Origin of the sequence: Streptantibioticus ferralitis (genome assembly GCF_029223525.1) — a bacterium.
In the GTDB taxonomy this organism is placed as follows: domain Bacteria; phylum Actinomycetota; class Actinomycetes; order Streptomycetales; family Streptomycetaceae; genus Streptantibioticus_A; species Streptantibioticus_A ferralitis.
This window is the reverse complement of the sequence record NZ_JARHTQ010000002.1, coordinates 226,587-252,994: the sequence shown is the minus strand read 5'-3', so window position 1 is coordinate 252,994 and position 26,408 is coordinate 226,587. Positions and strand designations below refer to the sequence as shown.

Genomic DNA, 26,408 nt, shown 5'->3' with positions numbered 1-26,408 from the left:
GGTCCAGTCCCGTTCCATACCCGACGACAGGTTCCACTCGCCCGAAAATACGAATCTGACATACTCGTTTGGAGGCCCTTGATGCTGTCGGAGAAGTCGACCAGGACGATCCGCGCCACCCTTCCCGCGGTGGGCGCGGCCATCGACGAGATCGCCGCCGTGTTCTACACCAAGCTCTTCGCGGCACATCCTGAGCTGGAGCGCGATCTGTTCAACCGCGGCAACCAGGCCAACGGCGCCCAGCGGCAGGCCCTGGCGGGCTCCGTCGCCGCGTTCGCCTCCGCGCTCATCGAGCACCCCGACGTACGGCCGGACACGATGCTCACCCGCATCGCCCACAAGCACGCCTCGCTCGGCATCACCCGCGACCAGTACGAGATCGTGCGTACGCACCTGTTCGCGGCCATCGCCGATGTGCTGGGAGAGGCGGTGACCGATGAGGTCGCCGCTGCCTGAGAGGAGGTCTACTGGCTGATGGCCAACGCCCTCATCGCCATCGAGGAGCGGCTGTACGCGCAGGCCGGGGCGCCGGACGGGGACACCTGGCGGGACTACCGGGTGCTGGCCAGATTCCAGGAGACCGGGGAGGTCGTCAGCTTCCTGGTCCATCCGGCGGACGGCTCACCACCACCGTCCCGGCCGGGGCAGTACGTCTCCGTCCAGGTGCAACTGCCCGACGGTTCCCGGCAGATACGCCAGTACAGCCTGTCCGGTGGTCGCGCCGACGCGCTGCAGTTCACCGTGAAGAGGATCGACGGCGAACCCGACGGCGTCGTCTCCCACCATCTGCACCACCACGTCCACGACGGTGACACCCTGCGCCTGAGCGCCCCGTTCGGCGACATCACCCTGGACGACCGCGACACCCCCGTACTGCTGGCCTCCGCCGGGATCGGCTGCACGCCGATGAACGCCATGCTCACCCAGCTCGCCGCCACCGGCGCACGGCGCCAGGTCATCGCCATCCACGCCGACCGCAGCCAACGCAGCCACGCCTTCCGGACCGAGCTCGACCAGCTCGTGGCCAAGCTGCCCAACGCCACCGCCCATGTGTGGTACGAGCACCCCGAGGGCCCCTGGCCCGCCGACCGCACCGGCCTGATCGACCTTGCCACCGTCCCTGTTCCGCCGCACACCACCGCCTATCTGTGCGGACCGCTCCCCTTCATGCGCGCCGCACGCTCCCAACTCCTCGGACTCGGAGTCCGCGCGGCCGACATCCACTACGAGGTCTTCGGCCCCGATCTGTGGATCGGCCAGCCGGAAAACCGGGCGAAGCGGTCCTAAGCTGGAGGGTGCACGGCACAACGGAGGTGCGTCATGGCGCGTCCTCACCATTTCCACGTCGACCGCCTCGGCCATTCGATCACGGTGACCGTCCGGTCCGCGCCGACCAGTGAGATCGAGCTGCTCGTCGACGGCAAAGAGGTCTTCTTGCAGCGGGTGCGCGGCTCCGGCACCACTTTGGTCACCGGCGAGCTGCCCGAGGATCCGCCCCTGCCGTTCCGCATCCATGTGCATCAGGCGCGGTTCGGCTGCGCCATCCCCCACTGCACCTTGGAAATCGACGACGAAGAGGCGCTCATGCCGGAGCGCGCCATCGTGTGAAACCGTCGCACCGGCGGCGCCTGCCGCCGCCTCGCCACCGGCGCACGGCGCCCAACTCGCCGTCGCTCAGCGCTGTTCGGGCCGCGCAGCGGCCTACCGGGCGCTGTGGCCGTGCTCGCCCCTCGGCTCCGGCCCGGCTGGTGAGCCGCCCATCATCCGCAGCATGGCGATCCCACCGGTACGCGCGAAGCGCACCAGCAGCACACCCGCCAGGACGAGGAAGACGATGTTGAGCCAGGTCGTGTAGTTCCAGGAGACGCCTTCCGCCGGAATCCGGGCTCTGGCCTGCTCGGGGACGATGCCGAGGCCGTCGAAGAGGAACTCGACGCAGTACCCGGCGACCACCATCGAGACGTAGAAGGTGGCCAGCAGGAACAGCGCCGTCTTCGCGCCGTAGTACTTCCGGTAGATGTTCAGGATCGGGATGATCAGCAGATCGGCGAAGATGAACGCGACCACGCCGCCGAAGCTGATCCCGCCCTTCCACAGGACCACGGCCAGCGGCACGTTGCCGATGGAGCACACGAACGAGACGACCGCCACCAACGGGCCGATCAGCGGCCCCCACAGCTTGGCGGCGAGGGGATGCCCCGCGAAGAAGAACCCGCGCCAGAACCCGTCCGGGACCCAGGCGGCGACCGCCCCCGCGATCAGCAGCCCGATCACCAGGTCCTTGAGGATCGCGGCCCATTCCATGACGAAGACGTGCGAGGTCGAGGTGAAGCCCTCCCGGGACAACAGCCGCTGAGCGAACGGCCCCGGGCGCCGTACCGACATGTCCATCGCCGCATGGCCCTCCATGGCACCCGCCAGGCCGCGTTCCGCCTGTACCCGGGCGCCGCGCAGCAGCGGGTCCCGCAGCAGCAGCCGGAACAGCACCGCCAGCATGACGATCATGACGGGACCGCCGATGAACTCCGCCGCGGTGAACTGCCAGCCCATCAACAGGGCCAGGATCACCCCGAGTTCGACGACGAGGTTGGTGGAGGCGATCTCGAAGGCCATCGCGGCGGTGAAGTTCGCACCCTTGCGGAACAGCGAGCGGGCGAGCGCGACCGCCGCGTAGGAGCAGGAGGACGAGGCCATGCCGAGGCCTGCCGCGCGGGCGAGGGTGCGGGGGCGGTCGTCACCCAGCAGCCGCACGATCGTGGACTTGCGCACCACGGCCTGCACGATGGCCGACAGGGTGAAGCCCAGAATCAGCGCCCAGGTGATCTCCCAGGTCATCGAGCCGGTGATGGACAGCGCGTGCAGGATGGCGGGCATACCCCTATGCGGTATCACTCATCGACGCCCGAGCGGAAGGCGCGCGGGCACGTCGCCGGGATGGCGGGCTCCAACGGCGTTCGCGGGCTGTCCCGTTCCGGGCCCGCGTGGATGCTCGCCGTCGCGGCGGAGAGGTTCGATCCGTTGCGACGGCGAGCCGCCGGGCTACCGGATGACGTCGCGCGGCTCCTTGCCGTCCAGGTAGTCGGCGACGTTCCGCACCGCGGCCAGCCCGATACGGACCAGCGTCTCCCTGGTCACTCCGGCGACATGCGGCGACAGGACCACCCTCGGCGCGCGGAGCAACCGCAGTGCGGCGGTGGGCGGTTCGGGGTCGAAGACATCGATGCCCGCTCCGGCGAGCGCTCCCGCCTCCAGCGCGTCGGCCAGCGCGTCCTGGTCGATCAGGGCGCCGCGGGCGGTGTTGATGACGAACGCGGTGGGTTTGAGCAGGCGCAGCCGCTCCGCGTTGAGCAGGTGCCGGGTCTCCTCGGTCAGCGGGGCGTGCAGGGAGACGTAGTCCGAGGCGCGCAGCAGTTCGTCCAACTCCACCCGGCGCGCACCGAGTTGGCGCTCCGCCTCCGGCGATCCGGCCGACCGGTCAGTGTAGAGCAGGTGCATCTCGAAGGCGGCGGCGCGGCGGGCGACTTCCTGGCCGATGCGGCCGAAGCCGATGACGCCCAGGGTCTTGCCGGACAGCTCGGTGATGGACTGCTGCAGCCGCGGCAGTGCCCAGTCCGCCTCGACGAGGGCGGTGTGGGCGGGGATGAGCTGCTTGGCCAGGGCGAGCATCAGGGCGAAGGTCTGCTCGGCGACGTTCTGCTGCTCCGCGCCGCTGGAGCCGATGGTGCACACCGGGATGCCCCGGTCTGCGGCGGCGGCCAGATCGACGTAGTCGTAGCCGTGGCTGGCGCACTGGATCAGCCGCAGGTCGGGCGCGGCGGCGATGTGCTCCGCGGTCACCGGGCCCAGACCGGTGATGATGACCTGGGCCTGGCGCAGGGCGTTCGGGTCCTCGTCGGCTGCCTCGACGGCGGTGACCTGGGCCCGGTCGGCGAAGACGGCGGCAAGCGCGGTTCCGGCGGCTCGGCCGCCGACGTGCGGGGAGACGACGGCGAGCACATGTCGCAGGGTGTTCTGCTCGTTCGACAACGGAGGGCTCCTAGGCGTTGGCGCGGGTGAGGGCGTCGGGGGTCAGCTGTCCTGGCGCGGTGTGTCCGGACAGCGCCAGCGTGAGGTCGAACTCGGCCAGCACCGAGCGGATGACGTGTTCCACGCCGGGCTGGCCGTCCAGGCCGAGCCCGTACGCGTAGGGCCGACCGAGCAGCACGCCACGGGCGCCGAGCGCGAGGGCCTTGAAGATGTCGTCGCCGGTGCGGATGCCGCTGTCGAACAGGACGGTCAGCCGGTCGCCGACCGCCCGGACCACACCGGGCAGCGCGTCGGCGGCGCCGATCGAACCGTTGACCTGGCGGCCGCCGTGGTTGGAGACGACGATGCCGTCCATCCCCGCGTCGGCGGCGCGGCGGGCGTCGTCGGGGTGCAGGATCCCCTTGAGCACGATCGGCCCGTCCCAGTGCTCGCGGAGAAAGGCCAGATCGTCCCAGGTCTTCGCCGGGTCGGCGAACATCCGCACGAAGTGCAGTACGGCGGCGTCCCGGTCCTCGTGCACCGGCTTGGCCAGCCCCGCCTGGAACGCGGGGTCGGTGAAGTAGTTGGCGGTGCCGACACCGTGCAGGAACGGCAGGTACGCCTGGTCCAGGTCACGCGGCCGCCAGGCCAGCAGCCAGGTGTCAAGGGTGACGAACAGCGCGGTGTATCCGGCGGCCTTGGCCCGGCCCAGCAGGCTCTTGGTGACCTCGCGGTCCTTGGGCCAGTACAGCTGGAACCAGCGCTCCGCCTCGCCCATCGCCTCGGCGACCTCCTCCATCGGCGTGCTGGAGGCGGAGGACAGGACGAAGGGGACGCCCTGCGCCGCGGCGGCCCTGGCGGCGGCGGGTTCGGCGTCCGGATGCATGATCGACAGCACCCCCACCGGGGCCAGGGCGAGCGGTGCCGGCAGCCGGGCACCCAGCAACTCGACCGAGAGATCACGGCGTTGTACGTCGCGCAGCATGCGCGGCACGATCTGCCAGCGGTCCAGGGCCTTTCGGTTGGCCTCCGCCGTACGGCCGCTGCCCGCGCTGCCCGCCACGTAGCCGACCGGTCCTGGGCCCAGCCGCTGTTCGGCGACCTCCTCCAGCCGGGTCAGATCGGTGGGCAGCCGGGGCACCGCGCCCGTCATGCCGTTCAGATAGATCTCGTACTGGAACGCCGCCCACTCCCTGGCCGGATCCGTGCTGCCACTCATCGATACGCCCTGCCTCTCGCCGGGGTCCGGTACTGCCCTGCACGCCTGATCCTCGTCAGAGTGACAATGCCAGTCCATGGCGCTGCGCACTTGGCACCGCCAGGACTATCACGGTGTGACAAAGTCGGAAGGGGCTGCGGATGACGCATCGCGAGCGGGAGCGGATCCGGCGGGAGCTCGTCGGCGATCCCCGGACGATCGAGGCCGTCATCGACGCGGTGGGCGAGCAGGTGCCCGCCTACGCCGCGCTCGACGACAGCCGGATGGCGGAGGTCAGAGCCATCACCGGCAGGGCGTTGAACCGCGTGCTGTACCTGTGGACCACCGACGGCGCGCTGGACGCCGCGGATCTGCGTCGACTGCGCGGCATCGCGGCGGCCCGCGCCGCCGACGGCCGTCCGGTGCAGGCCGTGCTGCGGGCCTACCGGGTGGCGCTGACCAAGGTCACCGAGCTGATCGCCGGGCGAACCGGCGGACAGGTGGACGGCGATGACATCTTCGCCCTCACCCGACTGCTGCTGACCACGCTGGACACCCTCTCCGAGGTGATGGCCACCGCCTACGCCGCCACCGCCGAGTACCTGGCCAGCGACCGCGCTCGCGCGCTGCGCGATCTGCTCGACGACCTGATCGCCGGACGGCACGCCTCGACCGGTGCGATCACCGACCGCACCACCCGGCTGGGGGTACAACTGCCCGATCCATACTGCCTGTTGCTGGCCGAGCCGTGCAGACCCGACACCTTCACGGACGCCTCCGCGCACTCCGTCGCCGAGGCGACCGCGGCCGAGCTACTGGACTGCCTGGCACCCGCCGAGGGTGGTGCGACGATCCTGGCCACCACCCGGAGTCCGCGCGTCGTCCTGCTGCTTCCCGTGGCGGCGGCCGCCGGAGCGGCGGCGGCGCTGCACGCCCGCGAGTGGCGCGGGTGCGCCATCACCCGGGAGAGCCTCGATCGCATCGCCGCCGCGTACCGGTTGGCCGCCGACGCCCTGGACACCGCGCCCGCCCATGCCCATCAGCCGGAGCGGATGCTCACCGACGCCGACGCCCATGTGCTGAGTCTGCTCGCGGGCCGCGCCGCCGCCACGACGGACCAGATCGCCCGCGTGGTACTGGGCCCGCTCACCGAGCCCGGCCAACGGCACCTGCTGGCGGCTCTCGGCGCCTATCTGGACACCGGCTCCGCCACCGCCGCGGCCCGCGGACTCCATCTGCATCCGCAGTCCATGCGCTACCGCCTGCGCCGCGTCGGGCAGCTCACCGGGCGCGATCCGCGGCAGCCGTGGCAGCGCCTGACCCTCGACATCGCGCGGACGCTGGCCAACCGCCCCAGTCCGCTGGGCCTTTGACGGTTGGCCGGTCCGCTGCTCGGGCGGGGGTCACACCTCTGCTTCGCTCCGGTCCTCGTCGGCCCAGCGGGTGTGGAAGGTGCCCTTGCGGTCGACACGCCGGTAGGTGTGCGCACCGAAGTAGTCACGCTGCGCCTGGGTGAGGGCGGCGGGCAGCCGCTCGGCGCGCAGCGCGTCGTAGTACGAGAGCGCCGCGGAGAACCCGGGGGCCGGGATGCCGTGTTCACCCGCGGCCGCCACCACGGTGCGCCAGGCGCTCTGCGCCTCGCCGATCTCCTTGGCGAACTGCGCGTCCGCCAGCAGCGTCGGCAGTGTCCGGTCGGCGTCGTACGCGGCGCGGATCCGGTCGAGGAAGGCGGCCCGGATGATGCATCCGCCGCGCCAGATCGCCGCGACGGCGCCGAGGTCGATGTCCCAGCCGTATTCGGCGCTACCGGCCTGGATCATGTTCCAGCCCTGTGCGTAGGAGACGATCTTCGAGGCGTACAGGGCGTGCTCGACCTGGTCGGCGAAGCGCTCCGCGCTCTTGGGGTCGAGCGTGTTGCCCCGCGGACCGGGCAGCGACCGGGCGGCGGCCCGCAGGTGGGTGTGCCCGGACAGCGAGCGGGCGAAGACGGCCTCCGCGATGCCCGGGACCGGTACGCCCAGGTCGAGCGCGATCTGCACGGTCCACCGGCCGGTGCCCTTCTGCTCGGCCTGGTCTTCGACGACGTCGACGAAGGGCTTGCCGGTGGCGGCATCGGTGTGGGTGAGGATGTCCGCGGTGATCTCGATCAGATACGAGTCCAGGCGGCCGGTGTTCCACCGGCGGAAGGTCTCGGCGATCCGCGCCGGCGTCATGCCCGCCACACCGCGCAGCAGGTCGTACGCTTCGGCGATCAGCTGCATGTCGGCGTATTCGATGCCGTTGTGCACCATCTTCACGAAGTGCCCGGCGCCGTCGGCTCCGATATGCGTGCAGCACGGGGCGCCGTCGACCTTGGCGCTGATCTTCTCCAGCATCGGGCCGAGCGTCCGATATGACTCCACCGAGCCGCCGGGCATGATCGAGGGGCCGTGCAGCGCGCCCTCCTCACCGCCCGACACCCCGGTGCCGACGAAGTGGATGCCGTGTTCACGCAACGCGGCCTCGCGACGGCGGGTGTCCGCGAAGTGGGCGTTTCCGCCGTCGATGATCATGTCGCCGTCTTCGAGCAGCGGCGCGAACTCCCTGATGACCTCGTCGGTGGGCTCTCCCGCCTTGACCATCACCAGTAGCCGCCGCGGCCGCTCCAGCGAGGCCACGAACTCCTCGGGGCTCTCCGCGGGTACGAAGCTGCCCTCGTGACCGAATTCCTCGATCAGCGCTCGGGTTCGGGCGGGGGTGCGGTTGTGGACGGCGACGGTGTAGCCGTTGCGGGCGAAGTTACGAGCGAGGTTGCGGCCCATGACCGCGAGCCCGGTCACCCCGATCTGCGCTTTGGCAGTCATCTGACGCTCCTTCAAGTCAGCGCGTAGTGTAGCTGTCGTTGATGGAGAACGTCTGGACATTGCCTGGTGTTTAGGGGTGGCCACGCCCTGTGTCAGGGGTGGCCGCGGCCCCCGAAGGACCCCACCGAGCGGACAGCCCTCCACCCCACCATGTGGCAGCCGCACGGTTCGCGCGCGGTGGCGTCGCAGCGCCGGCCGGCCCGGCCGGGGGCGCTGCGCGGGGCGATTGTCAGTGCCCCCTGCCATGCTGAGTGTGTCCAAGGGAAGCCGCCCGGACGAGCTGGTCGGCGGGCGGTCCCACCAGGGAAAACGTCGAAGGAAGACCGTCATGCTCAGCACCTCGCACGTGCCCGGATCCCCCAACTGGGTCGACCTTGGCAGCCCCGATGTGGACGCCTCGGTCGCGTTCTACGGCGCCTTGTTCGGCTGGCAGTTCCAGTCCGCGGGGCCCGACGCCGGCGGCTACGGAATGTTCACGCTCGACGGGAAGACGGTCGCGGCCGTCGGACCCCTCATGCAGGAGGGCGCAGCTCCGGCCTGGACCCTCTACTTCCACACCCCCGACGCGGACGCCACCGCCAAGTCGGTGGAGCAGGCGGGCGGCACCGTGCGCTTCGCGCCGATGGACGTCTTCACCGAGGGCCGGATGGCTGGCTTCACCGACCCCACCGGCGCCGAGTTCGCCGTCTGGCAGCCCATCGAGAACCAGGGGCTGGAGGCGGTCAACGACCCGAACACCCTGTGTTGGACCGAGTTGCACACCGCTGCCCCCGACACGGCGAAGACCTTCTACCGCTCGGTCTTCGGCTGGCAGACCCAGGACATGCCGATGGAAGGTTTCACGTACACCGTCGTCGTTCCGGCCGGCGGCGGCGAGGACGCCGGTCAGGGCGGAATCATGGGAGTGAACGACGAGCTGCGCGAGTCCGGCTGGAAGCCGGGCTGGCGGCCGTACTTCGAGGTGGCCGACTGCGACGCCGCGGTCGCCGTCGCCAAGGAGAAGGGCGGCCAGGTCGTCGCACCGCCCGCGGACCTGGCGGGCGTCGGACGCATGGCCGCGCTCACCGACCCCTTCGGCGCCCCGTTCTCCGTGATCACCAGCGCCGCCGCTGGCTAGCCGTTTCCGCCAGGTGATCGGGAGGGACTTCGGCCGCGCCGCGGTGGCGCGGCAGGGGGCTTGGGGGTCTCCCGATCACCAGCACCCTGGGCGGGACCGTGAGGGGGAGAACTGCCACTGGTACCGGGGCCATGCGCTTGGTTCGCCGCCGTGCCGCGCCGCCGCGCGGACGGCGACAGCGGGATACGGCACCCTGCCCGCGTCGCACGCTCGGCCGCCGGGTAGCCCGGGCGGAGCAGCGGTCGGGATCTTCGTGCGCCAGACGGGGGCGCACAAGTGGCGGGGGCTGACGGGCACTCATAGCTTCGATTCGGCAGGGCCGTCCGACCCGCTGCGTTGTGCGCCCTGCGCCCCGCAACGTTCCCTCCCCGCCCGGGCGCGGAGCACCCCCGGTGCTCCGCCGCGGCATCCAGGAAGGCAGACACCGTCCCATGCGCAAGCGAAGAGCCCAGTACCTCGTGCCACTCGCCACGGTCCTCGTCAGCGGCTGGACAGCCGCCCCTCCCGCCGCCGCGGCGAATCGGCACATCGTCCACCCGGGCGAGTCGATCCAACAGGCGGTCGAACACGCCAGCCCCGGGGAGACCCTGTACCTCCTCCCCGGCACGTACCGGGAGAGCATCGAGGTCACCGTCCCCGGGCTGACCCTTCGCGGTGTGGGCCCCGAAACCGTGCTCACCCCGGGAACCACCAGGCCCGAGAACGCCTGCGCGAAGGCCGGTCACGGCATCTGCGTCACCGGCACCGGGAACAAGCCGCTCGCCGGTGTGCGGATCCAGTCCCTGACCGTCTCCGGCTTCACGAAGGACGGCATCTCGGCCTCCTGGACCGACCAGATGAGCGTCCGCGACGTACGGGTCGAGAACAACGGCCAGCAGGGCATCAGCCAACAGCTGTCCACGCGCGGGGAGTTCCGGCACAACGTCATCAGGAACAACGGTGAGTCGGGCATCCTGCTGGCGAACGTCATCGGCAGGGAGGGCGGTGCCATCGACACCCAGGGCGCGGTGATCGGCGGCAACTACCTGCAGGGCAACCACTACGGTGTGGTGATCCGGCGGGCCAGGAACCTGGTGATCAAGCACAACACCATCACCGGGAACTGCGGTGGCGTCTTCGTCGTGGGCGACGAGAACGTCCCGCGCGCGGGAGCCATCACCATCCGCCGCAACAGGGTGGAGGAGAACAACAAGCTCTGCCCCAAGTCCGCCCACCTGCCGAAGTTCCAGGGTGTGGGAATCCTGGTCACCGGCGCGGAGCAGACCCTGGTGACGCACAACCTGGTACGCGGCAACAGCGGCCGTTCGCCCATGTCCGGCGGGATCGTCCTGTACCGCAGTCATTTCGGGGCACCGAACTCCCACATCACCATCCGTGACAACACGGTGCGCGACAACAACCCGGCGGACCTGGCCAACCGGGATGTGGGCGAGGACAACACCTTCGCCAGGAACTCCTGCCGTGTCTCCGAGCCAACCGGCTCGTGCTGACCGCGGCTCCACGACTGGGAAGGCGGCTTCATGACCACCGCACGATCCACCTCACCGCCCGCGGGTATGCGGCTTCGGGAGCTTGTGTTCGGCGCCGCGTGTGCGGCTGCCGTACGCGCGGCGGCGCAACTGCGCATCGCGGACACCCTGCAGGACGCCCCGGCCAGCACCGCGGAACTGGCCGCGGCGCTGAAAACCGAGGCACGACCGCTGCGCCGGCTGCTGCGCACCCTGTCCTGCTACGAGATCTTCGCCGAGACCGGCAACGACCAGTGGGTGCACACCGAGATGTCCCGGCTGCTGCGCGAGGACGCGCCGAACAGCCTGCGCTACATCTCGCTGTGGTGCACCGAGCCGTGGACCTGGGAGGTCTGGCCGCGGCTGGACGAAGCCGTACGCTCGGGCAAGAAGGTCTTTCCCGATGTCTTCGGCAAGGAGTTCTTCGACTACCTGCACGACGGCGCGGGGGCATCGGCCGATGTCTTCAGCAAAGCCATGACGCAGTCGAGCAAGCAGTCCGCCGAAGACCTCGCGGCGTTCGTCGATCTCACCGGGGTGTCGACCGTCGTGGACATCGGCGGCGGGCAGGGGCATGTCATCGCCAGCCTGCTGGAGAAGGATCCCACCGTACGCGGCACGCTGCTCGATCTGCCCAAGGTGGTGGCGAACGCCGATCCACGGCTGCGGCCCGGCGGCGCGCTGGCCGAGCGGGCCCAGCTACTGCCTGGCGACTGCCGTGACGAGGTCCCGGTCCAGGCCGATCTGTACATCATCAAGAACATGCTGGAGTGGGACGACCAGAGCACCCGGATGACCCTGCGGAACGTGATGACCGCGGCTCGTCCTGGCGCCAGGGTGATCGTCATCGAGAACCTGGTCGACGACAGCCCCTCCATGCGGTTCACCACCGCCATGGACCTGCTGCTGCTGCTCAACGTGGGGGGCGCGAAACACTCCAAGGGGAGCATGGTCAAGCTGATGAAGGAGGCCGGTCTGGAGCTCGGCGAGATCCGGCCGGTCAACGCCTATCTGCACGCCTTCGACGCCACCGTGCCCGTCTGAGGTCAGGCCGTGCCGCCGCGGTCCCAGCGGTAGAACTCGTGGGCCATGGCGTCCTTCGGTTCCCGCCAGGTCTGCGGATCGTAGGCCTGGACGTAGGCGGCGAGCCGCTCGCTGACGGTACGGAACTCCGGGTGGCCGGTCAGGCTGGCCACCCGGGGGCCGGGCGGCTCGTCGGCCTCGATCAGGTGCAGGTACACATCGCCGAACTGGAACAGGCTGCGGCCGCTGACGCCTATCAGACGCGGCAGCTCGCCTCGGTCGGAGTCGGCGAAGACCTCGGCGATTCCGGGGGCCGCGCCGGGTTTCATCCGGGCGACGATCAGAGCGCGGTGCATGGGCGGTGTCCTCTCCTCGTCAGATCCTTCGGGCGTGCGACGGCCCTCCCGGCGCACCCCGGCCGGGGTGCGCCCGGCCGGGGTGCGCCGGGAGTCACCACTAGTTCGGCACCGCGGCTCGCGGGTGCGGCCCGGTCCGTACCCGGGCCCGGCGCTCGATCTTCTCCCGGATGAGGTCCATCTGGATCCGCGTGTTGCGGTTGAGGTGGTCCGTCATCGCGGCGTCGTCGACCGGGGCGGTCGGCTTCATGGCGAAGTCCTGGATCCAGCGCATCTTCGTGCCGCCGTCCGGGGTCTCCTCGTAGTGCCACCGGATGTCCATGAACTCGAACGGTCCGGGCTCCACCCGGCGCGCCCGCACGGTACGCGCGGCACGGTGGGTCTCCCGCTCGGAGACCCAGCTCCAGACCTGGCCGTTGTCGTCGGGGTGCATGGTCAGCCGGAAGGTCGTCTTGTCGCCTTCCCGGCCGAGCACTTCGACGTGCCGGTATTCGCTGAACAATCGGGGCCAGTTCTCCAGGTCGTTGGTGATGTCCCAGACGAGGTCGAACGGAGCCGCGACGGTGATCTCGTTCTCGGTGTGTCCGGACATGTTCACGCTCCTGCGGTCAGTGCCGAGTTGACGAGGTCGAGCAACTCGGCGGGGGTCTTGCAGGTCTCCGCCTCGACGGGCTGGCCGAAGCGGTGTTCCAGCTTCTCCGCGATGCCGAGCAGGCCGAGAGAGTCAAGGCCGAACTCGGCGAACGGAGAGTCCGGGTGGCTCTCCAACTCCGTGGCGTCCACAGTGATTCCGGCGCTGGTCTGCATCAGCGAGGCCAGTTCGCCGAACGTCAGTCGATCACTCACCAGTACTCTCCTTCCCTTCCGGTTCTGCTGACGGCGGTGCGGTCATGACGGCTCGTCGGCGCCGTGCCGCAGCACGAGCGCGGCATTGCACCCCATGAGTCCGCGGCTGAGCACCAGCGCGGTGCGCACCTGCGCGGGGCGCGCGAGGCCGGTGACCAGGTCGATGTCATGGACGGCCTCGACGACGTTGGGGGTGGGCGGTACGAGGCCGTGCTCCATGGCGAGTACCGCGGTGGCCACATCCAGTACCGGGGCCCCGCAGTACGCCCGGCCGATACCGGTCTTCGGCGCGGTCACCGGCACGTCGGCGGCGTGGCCGCCCAGGGCCTCGTTGATGGCCAGCGCCTCGGCACGGTCCGCGCTGGGCACCCCGAGGGCGTCGGCGAACACCACATCGATCTCCTCGGGTGCGCACCGCGCCTGGTCCAGTGCCCCGCGGATGGCGTGCACCAACCCGTCCCGCGACCGCTCCCAGGCGGACGCCCCGGTGAAGGTGGCCGCGTGACCACAGATGACCGCCCTGGCCGTGGCACCGCGCCGACGGGCCGCGCCCGCGTCCTCGACCACCAGCATCGCGCCGCCCTCCGCGGGCACGAATCCGCAGGCGTCCGCGGTGAACGGCAGGTAGGCGCGCTCGGGAACGCTCGCCCGGCTGAGTTCCGGATACCCGAGCTGGCAGACGATCGAGTACGGCGCCAGTGGGGCCTCGGCGGCGCCCACGATGATCGCGTCGGCACCGCGCCGGATGTTCCGGCAGGCGTGGGCGATCGCGTCCAGGCCGCCGGCCTCGTCGTTGGCCAGCACTCCGCAGGGCCCCTTGTGGTCGCCGCGGATCGAGATCTGGCCGGTGCTGGCCGCGTAGAACCAGGCGATGGACTGGTACGGGCCGACGTACTTCGGCCCCTGGCCCCACAGCTGCTGCAGTTCACGCTGGCCGAACTCACCACCGCCGGAACCGGAAGCGGTGGCGACCCCCACCGAGAAGGGCGGGAGGTCGGCCGTGTCGAGTCGCGCGTCGCCCTTCGCCAGGTCGGCCGCGGCCATCGCGAAGTGCGTGAAGCGGTCGGTCTGCACCAGGTACTGACCTTCTATCGCGTCCTTCGGGTCGAAGCCGCGGACCTCGCCCGCGACCCGGAGCGGATAGCTCTCGCATCCGTCGCGGGACACCGCGTCCAGGACGCTCATCCCTTCCTTCGACGCCTTCCAGAACGCGCGGGTGCCCACCCCGTTGGGGGCTATGACACCGATGCCCGTCAGGACCACCCGGCGACTCTTGCGCTGACTCATCGTGCCCGCCTCTCCCTGCGGTTGAGGACGACGGCGGACTGGAATCCGCCGAATCCGCTACCGACCGACAGCACGGTCCGCAACGGCATGTCGCGCGCGGTACGCGGTACATAGTCCAGGTCGCACTCGGGGTCGGGGGTCTCGTAGTTCGCCGTCGGCGGCACCACGCCGTTGGCCAGGGCGAGGGTGCAGGCCGCCACCTCTATCGCCCCTATCGCGCCGAGCGAGTGCCCCACCATGGACTTGATCGAGCTCATCGGTGTCGAGTAGGCGTGCTCCCCCAGCGACCGCTTCACCGCCGCCGTCTCGTGCCGGTCGTTCTGCTTGGTGCCCGAACCATGGGCGTTGACGTAGTCCACATCGGAGCTGTGCACGCGCGCGTGCTCCAGTGCGCAGTCGATGGCCCGGGACATCTCCAGGCCCTCCCGGGTCAGACCGGTCATGTGGTAGGCGTTGCCGAACGTGGCGAAGCCGCCGACCTCGCAGTAGATCCGTGCTCCGCGGCGCCGCGCGTGCTCCGTCTCCTCCAGCACCAGCACCGCACCGCCCTCGCCCATGACGAATCCGTCCCGGCGGGCGTCGAAGGGCCGCGAGGCGTGCGCGGGATCGTCGTTGTTGGGAGACGTCGCTCTGATCGCGTCGAAACACGCCACCGTGATGGGTGAGATGGGCGAGTCCGCGGCACCGGCGACGAAGATGTCGGCGTTGCCCTCCTCGATGGCGTGGAAGGCGTAGCCGACCGCGTCGAGGCCGGAGGTGCACCCGGTGGAGACCGTCTGGGCGGGGCCGCGGGCACCGGTCTGCTCGGCCACCTCTGAGGCGAGCGCACTGGGCGAGAACGCGCGCTGCAGATGCGGTTCCGCCTGCCGGTGGTCGACGTCCCAGCGCGTCCCGGAGGCACTGACCTGGACGTAGTCGTGCTCAAGCCGGGTGGTGCCGCCCACGGCCGAGCCCAGCGACACCCCGATCCGCCAGGGGTTCTCGGCCTCCAGGTCGAGGCCGGAGTCGCGCACCGCCTCCGCCGCGGCCACCAGCGCGAACTGCACGTACCGGTCGGCACGCACCACCTGGTCGGCGCCGAGACCGCACTCCAGCGGGTCGAAGTCGCACTCGGCGGCGATCCGCGAGCGGAATCCCTCGGGGTCGAAAAGGGAGATTCCCCGGGTCGCGGTGCGTCCGGCGGTGAGCGTGTCCCAGAACGCGGGCACCCCCACTCCGCCGGGCGCGACCACGCCGACTCCGGTGACGGCTACGCGTCGCATCATGACACCGCCTTCGCCGGGTCGGGCGGCCCGTCCTCGGTGTCCACATGCCCCAGCTCCGGGCGGGGGGCCAGCGGCCCGAGGTGGAAGACCATCCGGACCTCGGTGTCCCCGACGTTGCGGAACCGGTGGCGCACATGAGTCGGGATCAGCAGCGCGTGGTCGGGCCCCAGCGGATGCGGCTCCCCGTCCAGGTCGACTTCGACCTGGCCGTGGACGACGTAGACGAACTCCTCGGAGTACGGGTGGTAGTGCTCCGCGATGCGCTCGCCTGGCCGGATGATGGCGAGTCCCATGAACCCGCTCGTGGCGCCCACGGTGGTGGGGGTGAGCAGGGTGCGCAGGTCGCCACCGCGTCGGCGGTTGGGCTTGGTCTCGTCGATGTGCACGATGCGTGCGGTCTGTGTGGGCATGGGGCTCTCCGAAGGCGTCATGGCGTCGTGTGGGCTGTGCCTGGCCGCTGAGTCGCGTCAGGCGGCAGGCGTCAGGCCTCTTGCGCCCGGCGGTCGGTGACCAGGTCCATGTCGCAGTCGGCGAGGAAGCGTTTGATCCCTGCTTCGCTGGTCAGGTCGTCCTTCTCACCGAGGTCGACCAGTCGGCTGAGTACGGCGGGGGCGCGCGGTCCGTCGATGCCGAGGACGACCGTGGGGTCCGGTTCGCTCGGCGACCGCAGATCGACGACCCGGATAACGATGTCATCTCGCTGGAAGATGGTGCTGCTCACCAGCGGGGTCGGATGCCGGGCCGCGGCCAGCTGGTCCTGGCGGGCCAGCAGCAGAGCCACCGCGGCCCCGCAGCCGGGACGGGCGCGGTAGTTGAAGGCGCGCCGCCGAACGCCCGGCGCGGTGACGTCACCGACCGTCAGCTGGTGCACCGCGGGCAGCCCGGCCCGCATGAAGAACTCGCGCGCGGCCTTGGGGTCGTCGAGGTCGCGGGCCTCCTCCAGATGCGGGTTCAGCGCTTCCTCGGCCGCCTTGACCCCCGGCTGGCCGGCGACATGGCGCAGCGCGGCGCCGAGGTCACCGATCACCTCGATCGCCCGGACCACCCGATTGCCCTGCATGAACAGGGAGGTGCGGTGCAGCCGGGTGATCGCGTCGACCTCGGCCTCGGGTGAGGTGTACTCGGCCAGGATCTTCGCGGCGGCCCGCTCGCTGCCGGGCTTGACGGTGAAGGTGACGGCATGTCGGACCACGTTGTCGCCGGCCTGCGCCGCGCGGCGGCCCCCGTTGCGCTCCGCCCTGCGTGCGCCGTCGGCGGGTGCGGCGGCATCCGGCCGGCTCTCCCGCAGGACGCCGTAGCGCAGCGACTGGGTGTTGTGCACGCACTCGTGCATCGGCTCCACCATGCGTACGTGCTCGGCGCTGTTCACCCAGGCGAAGTAGGGAGCAGGGCTCTCCCATTCACTGGTGATGATCCACTCGGAAGGGTTCTGGATCGACTGGCACAGCTGGCCGCTGATGTGCCCCGGAACTTTCACCACCTGTCTGTTGAGCTTCTCGTAGACTTCCATGAAGCGCTTTTCCGCACCCTCTTTGATGTGCAGCACGAGAATTACCCGCAACTTGGAGTCACCGGGCGCGAATTCAAGCGCGTCGACCTTGGATCCGGGCTCTTCAGCTTTGGACAGCACCGTCATCTTCACCGCTCCTTCGCGGGCAGGGGACTCGGCGTCAACGGGCCTCGGGCCAGACTGGATGCCAAACACGCCTAAGCCGGATAAGCTTTTCCAGCGGGCCGCACTTATCGCTCCACGGCGCTCCACGGAATTTCCCCGGAACACCGGACCCGCTCCCCCGGATATCTTTCCGGATTTCGGGAATCAGGCCCGTGAATCGATGGTGATGGGATACCACGGATGCCGCAACGCGTATAGGCCGTTCGGGTGACATGGCCGGGCGGAATACCGGTGCGGGGGCAAGGATCGATGACGCGGGCCCCGCAGCCGCCGTGGTCGGCAGAACCGCTCTCGCACTTGTGAATCCCCGTAACGGCTGGAGCCATTGATGAACGCGAAGATCGACGACCACGTACCGGTGCTGATCACCGGCGGGTCCCTGGTGGGTCTGTCCGCCTCGCTGTTCCTGGGGCGCCTGGGCATCGAGCACATGCTGGTGGAGAAGCATCCGGGCACCTCGCGGCATCCGCGGGGCCGCGGCAACAACGTGCGCACGATGGAGCTCTTCCGCGTGGCCGGTGTGGAGCCGCAGATTCATGTGGCCGCGTCGGCACTGGCGGACAACCACGGCATCCTGCAGGCCGAGACGCTGACCGGAACCGAGCAGGAGTGGCTGTTCAAGGAAGTGGACCCAGGCGGTCGGCTGTCCCTGTTCAGCCCGACGAGCTGGTGCCTGTGCAGTCAGAACGACCTTGAGCCGGTGCTGGTGCAGTGCGCCCGCGAGCTCGGCGGCGACCTTCGCTTCTCGACGGAGTTGCGCTCCTTCGAGCAGGACGGTGACGGGATCACCGCCGTGGTGTGCCGCAGGGGCACCGACGAGTGCCGCACGGTGCGCGCCCAGTACCTCGTCGCCGCCGACGGCCCGCGCAGCCCGGTCCGCGAGCGGCTGGGCATCGGCCAGACCGGGCGCGGCGACCTCTTCCACAACGTCAGCGTCACGTTCCGGGCCAAGCGGTTGGCGGACGCGGTGGGCGACCGGCGGTTCATCGCCTGCTATCTGCGGAACCCGGAGGCCGACGGGACGCTGCTGCCGGTGGACAACCGGGAGCAGTGGGTCTTCCACATCCCGTGGCACCCCGAGCGCGGCGAGGAGTTGGAGAGCTTCAGCGACGAGCGGTGCGCCGAGCACATCCGCCAGGCGACGGGCGTACCGGACATGGAGGTGGAGATCACCGGCAAGGCGCCCTGGCACGCCGCTGAGCGGGTGGCGCGCAGCTATGGGACCGGGCGGGTCTTCCTGGCCGGGGACTCCGCACACGAGATGTCGCCCACCGGCGCGTTCGGTTCGAACACCGGCATCCAGGACGCGCACAACCTGGCCTGGAAGCTCGCCGCCGTCCTGAACGGCTGGGCGGGGCCGGGGCTGCTGGAGACGTACGGGTCGGAACGGCAACCGGTGGCGCGGGCGACGAGCGAGCGCGCCTCCGCCCGCTCCACCGAGCACCGGCACCCGGGGTACGACGCCGCACCGCCCACCGGCAGGCAACGCGGCGTCCTGGCGACGGCGCTGGGCTACCGCTACACCGAGGGTGCGGTCGTCGGTACGGATCCGGCCGCGCCGATCGTGCCCGAGCAGTTGGAGCTCAGCGCCGAACCGGGCAGCCGGGCACCCCACATGTGGCTGCGCCGGGACGGTGTGCGGCTGTCCTCGCTCGATCTGTACGAGGCTGCCTTCGTCCTGCTCTGCGGTACCGGTGGCCGCACGTGGTACGACGCGGGGCGGCGGGTCGGCGACCGGTTGGGGCTGCCGCTGGAGTGCTACCGGGTCGGGCCGGACGCCGACCACGACCTGGTGTGCGAACCGGGCGCCGACTGGGCACAGGTGCACGGCACCTCATCCGACGGTGCCGTGCTGGTGCGCCCGGACGGATTCGTGGCCTGGCGGACGGCCGGCTTCAGCGCCGAGCCGGAGGCGGCGCTCACCGAGGTCCTGGAATCCGTCCTGCGCAGAGGCTGACCGGGCCCGGGCCGCCGAGGACGGCAGGGGCCGGGCCGGATTCGCGTCGACGGATCGTCAGGCGCCGTCCGCGGTGACGACGGCGTCGATGGCGAAGCCCGTGAGCGGGCCCAGCAGGATGCACCAGGTGGTCAGCGACTTGAGGGCGGCCTTGCGGGCGACCGCCGGTAGCTCGATGACCAGGTACAGGATCGAGCCCGCGACAAGGGCCAGGAAGGCGATGGACAGCGTGTCGTCGACCAGGTGCGGACCGGTCAGGGTACCGAGGAACGTCGGGCCGCCGCCGATCAGGCCGAGCCAGAGCGGCGAGAGCCACGAAGGACGCTCGCCCCGGCCGCCGGCGTCCCTCGCCCCCGTTCCCCTCCGTTCAGCGTCGTCGCGGTACGGGGGCCCGCAACTCGACGGAGGCGCGGGAGGTCGTTGGGGCGGAGGCGCCCGGCCGGGGCGGTCCAGCCCGCCTACCAGCTGCTCTTGGTCACGCCCGGCAACTCGCCCGCATGGGCCATCTCCCGCAGTCGGATCCGCGAGAGGCCGAAGGCACGGAAGTGGCCGCGCGGGCGGCCGTCGACCGAGTCGCGGTTGCGGACCCGGGTGGCACTGGCGTCGCGCGGCTGGCGGCGCAACTCCTGCTGGGCCGCGGTGCGTTCCTCGTCGGAGGCGCGCGGATCGGCGATGACCGCCTTGAGCTGGGCGCGCCGCTCGGCGTACCGGGCGACGATCGCGCGCCGCTGTTCGTTCTTGGCGATCTTGCTCTTCTTGGCCATCAGACCTTCCCTCCCCTGGCTCGGATACGGGCCACGGCGGCCTCGATGCCGATGACGTCGACGGTCTTGACCCCCTTGGCGCTCAGCGTGAGACGCACATGGCGTCCTTCGCTGGGCAGCCAGTACCGCTTGCGCTGGATGTTGGGGTCGAAGCGACGCTTGGTGCGCCGGTGCGAGTGCGAGATGTGGTGCCCGAATCCGGGCTGACGGCCGGTGAGTTGGCAGTGGGCGGACATACGGTCCCTTCGGTGGTGAGTCGCGCTTGGCAGACCACCGTAGCAGCTAGACGAAAATGAAAACCAATTCTATATATCTGCGCCCCAGGCTCCCGGAAGCACCCGCACGACGGGCCCGCTCGCGCGTCCGCCGCATCGCCGGACGACACGGCAAGCGCTTAGTCGTATTTGCATAGTTGATCCCTAAATCCATGTTTGTAGTGATCTGTACGGGTTTGTCCTGGCATCTTGGGCGGGAGATCGGCGGGCCGACCGCCGTGGTCAAACATCGACCGTAGAAGAGGTGCCGTGTCTGGGCTGCCTGAGGAGCGCGCGGCGAAACTGAGCCGGCGCAGGTTCATGGCGTCGTTGGCGATGGCGTCAGCGGCGGCGGTGGGTGTGGACGGCGGCACGACCGCCGCGGCGCGGGCGGGGGTGGCGGTGCCCGAGGCGGTACCGCTGCCCCTGCCATACGACCTGGACGGGGCGTCGTACGACTCCGACCGCTCGGCCGGGGACTTCGACGGGCACGGATGGGCGTTTCCGGCCGAGGAACTGCCCTCCGGGCCCACCTGGATCGCCGGGGTGCCGTTCGTGTTCCCCACGTACACGCCGGGTGCCAACAACTTCCTGGCCGCGCGGGGCCAGACCCTCGACGTACCGGAGGGGCGGCACGCGCTGCTGTATCTGATCGGCGCGGCCTCCGGCGGTTCGGTCAGCGCGACGGCGCGGGTCGGTTACGCCGACGGCGACACCGACTCGGTACCGCTGCAGTTCACCGACTGGGCGCATCTGCCGCAGTTCCTGGAGGCGGTGGCCGTCGAGACCACCCACCGGCACCGGCCCGAGGGCGACGCGGGCCCGCGGGTGCGGCTGTTCCTCCAGGTGGTGCCCTTCGATCCGGCACGGCAGGCAGTGAGCCTGACGCTGCCGGACACCCCGGCGCTGAAGCTGATCGCGGTCAGCGCGCAGCCGGCGGTCGGCGGATCGGCGGTGAAGGTCACCTCGGTGGCCTCGACGGAGTTGTTCACCGGTTCCGAGCGGGCACCCAGGCAACTGGTGCACATCACCGTCGCCAACATCGGCGACCGCCCGGTGACTTCCCGCGCTCCGGCGACCGTCACCCTGACCGGCGACGGCATCAGCCTGCCGGAACCCGTCACCGTCACCGCTCTGCCACCGGGCCATCAGGACACCGTCGAGGTCGGCGTCGTCTACGCCTCGGCGCAGACCGAAGGCACGGTGCACCGGGCCCGCGTCCAGGCGCGGACCCGTGATGTCCGCGACACCCAGTCGGTGCGGATCACCGCGGCCGAGCCCGGCTGGACGATGTACATGGTCTCGCACTACCACTACGACCCGGTCTGGTGGAACACCCAGGGCGCCTACACCGAGTCATGGGAGAACTCCGGTTTCCAGCGCCCCGGGCTGGCGTTGGTGCGGGCGCACCTGGACATGGCGCGGCGCGATCCGGACTACAAGTTCGTGCTGGCCGAACTGGACTACCTCAAGCCGTTCTGGGACTCCCACCCGGAGGAGCGCGACTATGTGCGGCAGCTCCTTGGCGAAGGGCGGTTGGAGCTCGTCGGCGGGCTGTACAACGAGCCGAACACCAATCTCACCAGTATGGAGCTGACCATCCGCAGCGCCGTGTACGGCGTGGGATACCAGCGCGACGTCCTCGGCGGACCGCCGCGCAGCACCTGGCAGTTGGATGTGTTCGGGCACGATCCGCAGTTCCCCGGGATCATGGCGGACGCCGGGCTCACGTCGAGTTCATGGGCGCGCGGCCCGCACCACGAGTGGGGGCCGAAGAGCAGCGTCGGCGACAACCGGCGTATGCAGTTCCGCAGTGAGTTCGACTGGATCGCGCCCAGCGGGAGGTCGCTGCTCACCAGCTACATGCCCAACCACTACTCGGCGGGCTGGTGGATGGACACCGCCAAGGACCTGCCGACCGCCGAGGCGGCCACCTACGAACTGTTCCGCGACCTCAAGTCGGTTGCCGCCACGAAGAACTGCCTCCTGCCCGTGGGCACCGACTACTCACCGCCGAACCGATGGGTGACCCGTATCCACCGCTCCTGGGCCGAGAAGTACGTATGGCCGAAGTTCGTGACCGCCGTGCCCAGCGAGTTCTTCGACGCGGTACGCCGGGACCTGGCCCGGGACCGGGTGGCGCTCTCTCCGCAGACCCGGGACATGAACCCGATCTTCACCGGCAAGGACATCTCGTTCATCGACACCAAGCAGGCGCAGCGGCAGGCGGAGAACACCCTGCTCTCGGCGGAACGGTTCGCCACCATCGCCGCGCTGCTGGGCGCCCGCTACCCCGTCGAGGCGATGGACAAGGCCTGGCGCCAGCTCTGCTTCGGCGCCCACCACGACGCGATCACCGGCTCCGAGTGCGACCAGGTCTATCTGGATCTGCTCGGCGGCTGGCGCGAGGCGCTGGAACTGGGGCGGACCGCACTGGACAGCTCGCAGGCGCTGATCGCGGCACACGCGGACACCTCCGGGCCCGGTACCCCGGTGCTGGTGTTCAACGCCATGGCCTGGCCGCGCACCGACGCCGCCCGGGCCACGGTGGACTTCCCGGCGCCCGGCCCGGTGGGCATCTCGCTGCTCGACTCCACCGGCCGGAGCGTGCCCGTCCATATCGAGCACCTGACCCGCCACCCCGACGGCACACTCGCCTCCGCCGCGCTGGCGTTCGTCGCCCATGACGTTCCGGCCACCGGCTACGCCACCTACCGCGTCATCCCCTCCAACACCCCGCTGGACGGACCCTCCTGGAACAGCTCCGACGGGCTGGCGATCGAGAACGAGTACTACCACCTCGCCGTGGATCCCGAACGCGGCGGCGCCATCAGCTCGTTGTACGACAAGAAGGCGGACAAGCGGATGCTCCGCTCCGGCGGCTTCGCCAACGAGCTGCTGGCCTACGACGAGTACGAGGACGGCCCCGGCGCTCCCTCCGGCGGCCCCTGGGTGACCGTGCCCAAAGGCGGCCCGGTCGCGAGGAGTTCGAACTACCCGGCGACGGTCAGTGTCGAACGCTGCCCCATCGGACAGCGCGTCACGGTGTCCGCCGACTTCGCACTGTGTCGATACACCCAGGAGATCATGCTGTGGGACGGTGTCGACCGTGTCGACCTGACCACCCGTATCGACGGCTTCACCGGCACCAACCGCCTGATGCGGGTACGGTTCCAGCCCGACGTCGAGGGCGGTATGCCGGTCTCCGAGGTGGGCGACGCCGTGGTGGGGCGGGGCTTCGGGTTCCCCAACGTCGACTACGCCGAGGCGAAGTGGACGCTGGAGTACCCCGCCTACAACTGGGTCGAGCTCGGTTCGACGCTCGTGGTCGCGCTGGTGGACGCGGCGGGCGGCGACCCGGTGCGCGCCGCACGGGCGGTGAGCGTCGCCGAGGTCGTGGTACCCGGTATCACCGCCTACGCGGAACCGGCCCGGGACGCGGTCACCGCCCTGGTGGCCACCGGCGTCACCGCCACCACCTCCACCCATGACGGGTCCCGCTACGGCAGCCTCGACGTGGACTCCAATCTGCCCGATGTCCGCATCAGCGTCGGCGGCCCCGCCGAGAACGACTTCACCGCCGCGGTACTGGACGCGGCCCCGCCCGGATACCAGGCCGAACTGGACCGTCAGCTGACCCACGGCCGCACCGCACGCGTATGGGTACCGGCCGACAAGCCGCTGGCCGAGGCATGGATCCCGCGTGCCGATCTACGCGGCCCGCGCGCTCTGCCGGTGCTCGTGATCGCCGGACGCACCCCGGCCGACACCCGCACCGCACTGCACCGCCTCGCCGCCGAACTGCGCCGCGCGCCGCGGATCGACGTCGTCCAGCCCGCGGAACTGGACGGCACCACCGGCCAGGTCGAACCGTACGGCTTCGCCGTGCTCAACCGGGGCCTGCCGGGCTTCACCATCGACAACTCCGGCGACGTCTACCTGGGCATCCTGCGGTCCTCGACCGGCTGGCCGTCCGGTACGTGGATCGACCCGCCACGGCGGACCCTGCCGGACGGCGCGAACTTCGAGACCAACCACTGGAGCCACACCTTCGCCTACGCGCTGGTCGGTCACCGCGGCGACTGGCGCAGGGCAGGTCTGGCCCGGCGCGGCCACGCGTACAACAACCCGTTCACCACCCGGCAGGAGGCAGTGCACCGCGGACCACTGGGCGCTGCCGCGGACTTCCTGTCCGCCGACGGCGATGGCGTGGTGATCACCGCGCTCAAGCCGCACGGCAACCCGATGGCGTCGATGGCCGGTACCGACATGGACCCGGCGGCCGGGATCGTGCTGCGGGCCTACGAGTCCACCGGTCGGCCGACGACCGCCCGCTTCAGGTTCTTCCGCCCGCTCGACTGGGCGGCCACGGCCAACCCCCTTGAGCAGGACGCCCGTCCGATGGCACGCTCGGAGCACGGGATCACCGCCGAACTCGGTGCCTTCGAGGTCCGCACCATGGTCGCGACACCGCGCAAGCCCGCCGAGGGGCAGCGCGGAATGCCGCCGAGTACGGCCAGGCCGCAACTCGCGCCGAGCGCGGAGCCCGCCCAGCCGGTCTTCGCGCGGTACTGGCGGCACAACAAGGGTGCCGCGTCCATGGGTTACCGCATGACCTCGATCGAGGCCGAGCCGACCGCCGTCACCGGCCACGGACCGTACGACATCACGATCACCGTCGCCTCCTCACACACCGTCGAGCAGGTCGCCGGGATGGTGGAGGTCATCGTGCCGGACGGTTGGACGGCCGATCCCCCCACCCGTATGTACGCGCTGGCGCCGGGCGCGCATCTTCGCTACTCCGTCCACCTCCAGCCGAACGGGCCCGGCGGGCGCTACTTCGTCGCCGTCCGCACCGCCGACGGGAGCGGTCAGATCCACGAGGACGTGGTGACCGTCGACCACGTACCCGCCGCCCGGGCGGCGGCATCCCCGGTACGGACCGTGCTGCCCGGTTCCGACCCGACCGAGCCGGTCCAGGACTCGTCGGCGGAACGGGCGCTCTCGCTGTCCATCGACAAGATCACCCGCAAAGCGCGTCTGGTCGTACCCGAACACCCCGAGCAGTGGAACCCGGCCGGGGAGCTCGAAGCGGCTCTGGTCGCCCAGGACCTCGTGGTGTCCCCCGGCCAGACCGGACACCTGTCCGTGGCACTGCGCAACACCGCGCACTCGCGGATCCACGGCGAGGCCCAACTCATCACCCCGTACGCGATCTGGCCCATCAGCGGGCCCTGGAGCCAGCCCTTCTCGGTCGCGGCGGGCGGCGACAGCGCGGTCAGCTTCGAGATCAACGCCCCGGCGGGCGCCCGGCCCGGCAACTGGTGGGCGCTGGTGAAGCTGATGTACTTCGGCAGACTGCTCTACACCCCGACGGCGTCCATCATCATCAGCTCCTCCACGCAGACTCCGGCCCCCCGGCAGAGCGCTGACGGCGACAAGGGCCGCTCGTCCACCCACGGCCACACCGCCTGGAGGCCATCGTGACCGCCGAGTCGCCAATCGTCGCCCAGGTGGGCGGCCGTGTGATCACCACGGCCGAGCTGGAACGTCGGCTGGCCGCCATCCGGGGCGGGCCACTGGGCCCACGGTTGCCGAAGGACCACACTCCCGCGGGTGTGCGGCTGCGCCGCTGGGTCGCCCAACTGCTCGCCTCCGAGGCGCTGGTGTTCCATGAGGCACGCCACACCACCGTCCCGCCGCAGGCACCCATGGCGCATCCGGTGCATGACAGCGGCGCGGATCCAGGCACCCAGCAGGCGCTCACCCATGCGGCCCGAGCATTGTTCGACCAGGTCACCGCGGATGTCACGGTCACCGAAGCCGAACTGCGCCGGTACTACGACGCCAACCCCGACCTGTGGACCCGCCCCGAGCTGCGCACCCTGCGCCAGGCGGTCCGCGCCACCCGTGAGGAGGCCGCGGCCCTGCGCCCCGACGACCTCGCGCCCGCCGAGACACTCGCCCGCGGCCAGCTCAGCGGCCCCCTTGAGGACGCCCTCTTCGCCGCCGCCGCGGGCGACCGGATCGGTCCGGTGCGGACGGTGTTCGGCTGGCATGTCGCCGTCCTCGACCACATCGAGCGGGCCGGCACCCTGCCGTACGAGGCGGTACGGGACACCATCCACACCGACCTACTGGCCGCCGCCCGCGGCCTGGCCTTCGACGACTGGCTGGCCGGCCGCCGCGCCGCCCTCGTCCACTTGTCCCCGGGCTACGAACACCCCGGCGACCCCAGCCTCCCCGACCCCGTCCACCGCCACTGATGCTGCGGCCGCGGCCCACGACACCCCGTCGTGCGGCCGGGACC

At 70.6% G+C, this 26,408-nt stretch carries 21 protein-coding genes and 1 pseudogene; 9 read left to right on the top strand and 13 right to left on the bottom strand.

Features of this window, described 5'->3' with window-relative positions; genetic code table 11:
- Positions 1–81 precede the first annotated feature (81 nt).
- Positions 82–1,287 (top strand): annotated as a pseudogene (locus P2L57_RS03990) (globin domain-containing protein).
- Between the two features lie 33 nt (positions 1,288–1,320).
- Positions 1,321–1,608, top strand: a complete 288-nt coding sequence (locus P2L57_RS03985) for a hypothetical protein (RefSeq protein WP_275808241.1) — start codon at positions 1,321–1,323, stop codon at positions 1,606–1,608.
- Positions 1,609–1,701: 93 nt separating this feature from the next.
- Here the strand turns inward: P2L57_RS03985 and P2L57_RS03980 are convergent, their stop codons facing one another.
- The 3 genes from P2L57_RS03980 to P2L57_RS03970 all read right to left on the bottom strand — a co-directional run bounded on the left by P2L57_RS03980 (position 1,702) and on the right by P2L57_RS03970 (position 5,224).
- Positions 1,702–2,874, bottom strand: coding sequence for a permease (locus P2L57_RS03980; protein ID WP_275808238.1), 1,173 nt, complete (start codon positions 2,872–2,874; stop codon positions 1,702–1,704).
- Between the two features lie 165 nt (positions 2,875–3,039).
- Positions 3,040–4,026, bottom strand: coding sequence for a 2-hydroxyacid dehydrogenase (locus P2L57_RS03975; RefSeq protein WP_275808235.1), 987 nt, complete (start codon positions 4,024–4,026; stop codon positions 3,040–3,042).
- Positions 4,027–4,036: 10 nt separating this feature from the next.
- Positions 4,037–5,224: a lactate 2-monooxygenase gene (locus P2L57_RS03970; protein ID WP_275808232.1), complete on the bottom strand. Its 1,188-nt coding sequence runs from the start codon at positions 5,222–5,224 to the stop codon at positions 4,037–4,039.
- Between the two features lie 140 nt (positions 5,225–5,364).
- Here P2L57_RS03970 and P2L57_RS03965 point away from each other — a divergent pair, with 140 nt between their 5' ends.
- Positions 5,365–6,576, top strand: coding sequence for a PucR family transcriptional regulator (locus tag P2L57_RS03965; protein ID WP_275808230.1), 1,212 nt, complete (start codon positions 5,365–5,367; stop codon positions 6,574–6,576).
- Positions 6,577–6,606: 30 nt separating this feature from the next.
- Here the strand turns inward: P2L57_RS03965 and gnd are convergent, their stop codons facing one another.
- Positions 6,607–8,046 (bottom strand): NADP-dependent phosphogluconate dehydrogenase, encoded by a 1,440-nt coding sequence (gene gnd, locus P2L57_RS03960; protein WP_275808227.1) that lies wholly within the window; start codon positions 8,044–8,046, stop codon positions 6,607–6,609.
- A gap of 328 nt (positions 8,047–8,374) precedes the next feature.
- Here gnd and P2L57_RS03955 point away from each other — a divergent pair, with 328 nt between their 5' ends.
- From P2L57_RS03955 to P2L57_RS03945, 3 genes are all read left to right on the top strand, one after another.
- Positions 8,375–9,163, top strand: a complete 789-nt coding sequence (locus P2L57_RS03955) for a VOC family protein (protein WP_275808224.1) — start codon at positions 8,375–8,377, stop codon at positions 9,161–9,163.
- A gap of 431 nt (positions 9,164–9,594) precedes the next feature.
- Positions 9,595–10,653, top strand: a complete 1,059-nt coding sequence (locus tag P2L57_RS03950) for a right-handed parallel beta-helix repeat-containing protein (RefSeq protein WP_275808221.1) — start codon at positions 9,595–9,597, stop codon at positions 10,651–10,653.
- Positions 10,654–10,683: 30 nt separating this feature from the next.
- Positions 10,684–11,715, top strand: a complete 1,032-nt coding sequence (locus P2L57_RS03945) for a methyltransferase (RefSeq protein ID WP_275808218.1) — start codon at positions 10,684–10,686, stop codon at positions 11,713–11,715.
- A 2-nt stretch (positions 11,716–11,717) separates the two neighbouring features.
- Here the strand turns inward: P2L57_RS03945 and P2L57_RS03940 are convergent, their stop codons facing one another.
- The 7 genes from P2L57_RS03940 to P2L57_RS03910 form a co-directional block, all read right to left on the bottom strand.
- Positions 11,718–12,050, bottom strand: a complete 333-nt coding sequence (locus tag P2L57_RS03940) for a TcmI family type II polyketide cyclase (protein WP_275808215.1) — start codon at positions 12,048–12,050, stop codon at positions 11,718–11,720.
- Between the two features lie 100 nt (positions 12,051–12,150).
- Entirely contained in the window at positions 12,151–12,642 is a 492-nt protein-coding gene (locus P2L57_RS03935) for an SRPBCC family protein (RefSeq protein WP_275808212.1), read from the bottom strand.
- A 2-nt stretch (positions 12,643–12,644) separates the two neighbouring features.
- Positions 12,645–12,896: an acyl carrier protein gene (locus P2L57_RS03930; protein ID WP_275808208.1), complete on the bottom strand. Its 252-nt coding sequence runs from the start codon at positions 12,894–12,896 to the stop codon at positions 12,645–12,647.
- Between the two features lie 42 nt (positions 12,897–12,938).
- A complete protein-coding gene (locus tag P2L57_RS03925; protein ID WP_275808205.1) occupies positions 12,939–14,183 on the bottom strand; it encodes a ketosynthase chain-length factor in 1,245 nt (414 codons plus the stop codon).
- Positions 14,180–15,448: a beta-ketoacyl-[acyl-carrier-protein] synthase family protein gene (locus P2L57_RS03920; RefSeq protein WP_275808202.1), complete on the bottom strand. Its 1,269-nt coding sequence runs from the start codon at positions 15,446–15,448 to the stop codon at positions 14,180–14,182. Before P2L57_RS03920 ends, P2L57_RS03925 begins: the two co-directional genes overlap by 4 nt.
- Positions 15,445–15,858 carry a cupin domain-containing protein gene (locus P2L57_RS03915; RefSeq protein WP_275808199.1) on the bottom strand — a complete coding sequence of 138 codons (414 nt, stop codon included), beginning with the start codon at positions 15,856–15,858 and terminating at the stop codon, positions 15,445–15,447. Before P2L57_RS03915 ends, P2L57_RS03920 begins: the two co-directional genes overlap by 4 nt.
- A 71-nt stretch (positions 15,859–15,929) precedes the next feature.
- Positions 15,930–17,084, bottom strand: a complete 1,155-nt coding sequence (locus P2L57_RS03910; RefSeq protein ID WP_275808196.1) for a SchA/CurD-like domain-containing protein — start codon at positions 17,082–17,084, stop codon at positions 15,930–15,932.
- Positions 17,085–17,451: 367 nt separating this feature from the next.
- Here P2L57_RS03910 and P2L57_RS03905 point away from each other — a divergent pair, with 367 nt between their 5' ends.
- The gene (locus P2L57_RS03905) at positions 17,452–19,080 is read left to right on the top strand and encodes an FAD-dependent oxidoreductase (protein WP_275808194.1); all 1,629 of its coding nucleotides are present in this window, start codon (positions 17,452–17,454) and stop codon (positions 19,078–19,080) included.
- Positions 19,081–19,538: 458 nt separating this feature from the next.
- On the opposite strand, the gene rpsN is transcribed toward P2L57_RS03905, so the two are convergent.
- Both rpsN and rpmB read right to left on the bottom strand, forming a co-directional pair.
- The gene (gene rpsN / locus P2L57_RS03900; RefSeq protein WP_275808192.1) at positions 19,539–19,844 is read right to left on the bottom strand and encodes a 30S ribosomal protein S14; all 306 of its coding nucleotides are present in this window, start codon (positions 19,842–19,844) and stop codon (positions 19,539–19,541) included.
- Entirely contained in the window at positions 19,844–20,080 is a 237-nt protein-coding gene (rpmB, locus tag P2L57_RS03895; RefSeq protein ID WP_275808189.1) for a 50S ribosomal protein L28, read from the bottom strand. The genes rpsN and rpmB overlap by 1 nt, the downstream gene beginning before the upstream one ends.
- Positions 20,081–20,368: 288 nt before the next feature.
- On the opposite strand from rpmB, the gene P2L57_RS03890 reads away from it, so the two are divergent.
- Positions 20,369–25,585 carry a glycoside hydrolase family 38 N-terminal domain-containing protein gene (locus P2L57_RS03890; RefSeq protein WP_275808186.1) on the top strand — a complete coding sequence of 1,739 codons (5,217 nt, stop codon included), beginning with the start codon at positions 20,369–20,371 and terminating at the stop codon, positions 25,583–25,585.
- The gene (locus P2L57_RS03885; RefSeq protein WP_275808183.1) at positions 25,582–26,364 is read left to right on the top strand and encodes a peptidylprolyl isomerase; all 783 of its coding nucleotides are present in this window, start codon (positions 25,582–25,584) and stop codon (positions 26,362–26,364) included. The genes P2L57_RS03890 and P2L57_RS03885 overlap by 4 nt, the downstream gene beginning before the upstream one ends.
- Positions 26,365–26,408: the final 44 nt, after the last annotated feature.